Genomic DNA, 2,824 nt, shown 5'->3' on the forward strand with positions numbered 1-2,824 from the left:
TTCTCGTTGGTGTCCTGCCACACCCGGTTACCGATCTGCAACGGCGCCTGATCACACAACACTTCCAGGTCACCGATACCACGCGACTTACCGAAGTCCTCGTTCAGGTAGTTGCCGCTGCTGCTGTCCGGCCTGCTGAAAACACCCGGTCCTGACCGGGTGCCCGTGGTGCGGTCGACCCACCGCACACCGCTGCCCGTGGCATCGGTGGGGTCCATCGCCGTGAAGGGGATGGTCGTCTCCACCTTGGAAAGGGCCAGACCGCCCTCACTGATCTCCCGGTGCGGGGCGGCAGCCCAGTCACCCGGGTAGAACTCCTTCACGCCGGGTTCGGCATGCCCACCATTGTTCGCTGTGGTGGCGTTGTTCTTGCAGCCGCCGTTTCCGTCCAGGACGAACATGTGGTTCCCACCACGGCAGGCCCGGTTGATGTCACCACCCTCAAACGTGGTCGTTGCCCGGCTAGCCGACGTGGCGGGCAGACGCCAGCCAGTACGGTCGGAGAAGCGGTCACCGAAACCGACGACCATGTCACCGTTGGTCTCAAAGACGATGTCGGACAGCGTCGGCTCGGGGTTCTCGATGCTGCTGTGGGTGCAGGGGTGGCCGTCCTGAGTGGTGGGACGGACATTACTCCACGGGTACCAAGTGGGCCCAAAGCACGCATTGTCGCCGTAATATGCCGCCATCCGGGGATAATTCAGCGGCTGGTCCATGACGGTCCCGGTGAACTGGCCCGTGACGGGGTCGAACACCTTCACGACCGCCCGCATGTCAGCCTTGTTAGCAGTGGACTGCGCCGAGCACACACCACCGACGTACACCTTGCCGTCCTGGATACCCAGACCGGATGGCCGCCAGTCACCGTCCGCAGCACATCCCGGGTTCGCAATGGCATACGACGCCTTCGGAGCAGCCGCAGTGGACTGCATCGCGTCGTAGCGGTAGAGCCTGCGGTCGTGCAGGTTGACGACGTACAGGTCCTTGCCGTCCGGGCTGACATCCAGGTCACCCAGCGACTCCTTGCCCACCACCGGACCGAACGCCTCATCCAGCCGGACACCCGGCTGATGCGCGGTCGTACCAGGGTTGGGAACCCGGGTGAACAGCGCCGTCTGCTTCGTCACCGGGTTCGTACGGTAAATCGCGCCAGCCCCGCCAGGGCCGTACTTCGTGCCCCGCTTCGCATACGCCGCAGAGAAAATCTGCTTCGTCACCTTGTTGTAACCGATGCCCCACACCGTACCGGTCTGGCCGTTGTTTGCCAGATCCGTCAGCTGGTTGTAGCTGCCACGCGCATCATACGGAAACGATGTCAGCGTGCGCTTGCTGTCCGGCGCAGCACTCGATGGCGGAATCGACGGGTTCATGCAGGCAGTGACCAGGGTGGCGTTCTTCTGGCAGTAGTCCTCAGGACTCCAGAACGACGTCGTGACCTCAACGTTCTTGCCACCCGACAGGTCGACGAACTCCACATTCGACGACAACACCGTCGGGTCGGTCAGATCCGTTCGCGGAGAAGCAGCCCCCGGGAAGTACACCTTCGAATCCGGGCTCTTCACCTCGACCCGGTACTTGCCACCGCTCAGGCTCGTACCCGGCGACAGCTTCACCGTGCCGTCCGCCTGCGTGACCCCAGTGACCGACCGCCCCGCATCATCGGTCAACACCACCGTCACCCCGGACCAGCCCGGCTCCAGCCCCTGATCCCACTTCCCGTTCGCATTCACCTCCCGCACCACACGAACCGTCGCACTGCCATCCCCCGAATCGGCAAACGCCGGCGACACCAACCCAGCGAACCCCGCCACCCCCATCGACACCGATAACGCCGCCGACAACCCCAAAGACAACCCACCGGCCCAACGCCGGCGCTGCCGCTGCTCCATACCAAACCCTTCACTCAATTGAATGCGGAATGATCCTTTACGAGGATCAGACACACCTGTGAGGAGGGTCGCCGCATGCTTATGTGACGGACGGATGAGCTGAATGCGTGAACGCCTCCCACCCTGTGGTCGCGGTATCTCAGTCACCAACACCTCGACGCAGAGGCCCTGTGGACCCCCCACCGAATAATGCTCGACGTCCCGGATGAGGTCGTTGAGCACCTTCCCTGAGCGATTGTCAGTCATACGGGGAATAAATCTTGGTTCAGGTATTCCGCGTAGCCACTGACCGTGCGCCAGGTTTCCGGTTGGGACGAGGAGGAAGGACGAAGAATCCATGAAGAATCGAAGAGCCTGTGTGCGGCGATTACTGGTCGCTCTTGCCACGTTTTGCTGTGTGATGCCGAGCTGTGTGATCACGAGCGCGGCTGCTGGGGTGGGCCGCCTCCCAGCCAGCTGTCACCTCTGGGAAGAGCTAATACGTCAGCGCCGACGCGGGCAATGACACGAAAGCCGGCACAAGCCCCAAGGCGCCTTGGCGAACGCTCGCCAAGGCGTCGAGCATCATGTTGCGGCCGGGTGATCAGGTATTGCTGGCAAGAGGCGATACCTGGACGGGACAAACACTCAATCCAAGGGCTGGGCCACTCCGACGGACGGACGGCGTCCTGGTAGCCGAGGTGCTCGACCACGTAGCTCCGCACATCGTCGAGGACCTCGCCGGCGTCCCACTCGATCCGGTGGGCTTGATCCGCTTTGGCGGACATCCGCGATCAGGGGTTCGGCCCCGGGAGGATGTCCATCATGGAGAGCATGAGGAAGAAGAAGCCTTGGCCTCGCCGTTCGTTCACGCCGGAGTTCAAGGCCGAGATCGTCGAGCTGTGCCGACGCGGTGACCGCTCGGTCGGCCAGGTGGCCAAGGACTTCGACCTGAC

Annotated in this window: 1 pseudogene; it reads right to left on the reverse strand. The window is 63.1% G+C overall.

The window, feature by feature from the left end:
* Positions 1–1,889 (reverse strand): annotated as a pseudogene (locus ACZ7GZ_RS42945) (SdrD B-like domain-containing protein); the annotation flags it as partial.
* Positions 1,890–2,824: the final 935 nt, after the last annotated feature.

The sequence above is a fragment of the Streptomyces sp. NPDC037288 genome (genome assembly GCF_055603265.1).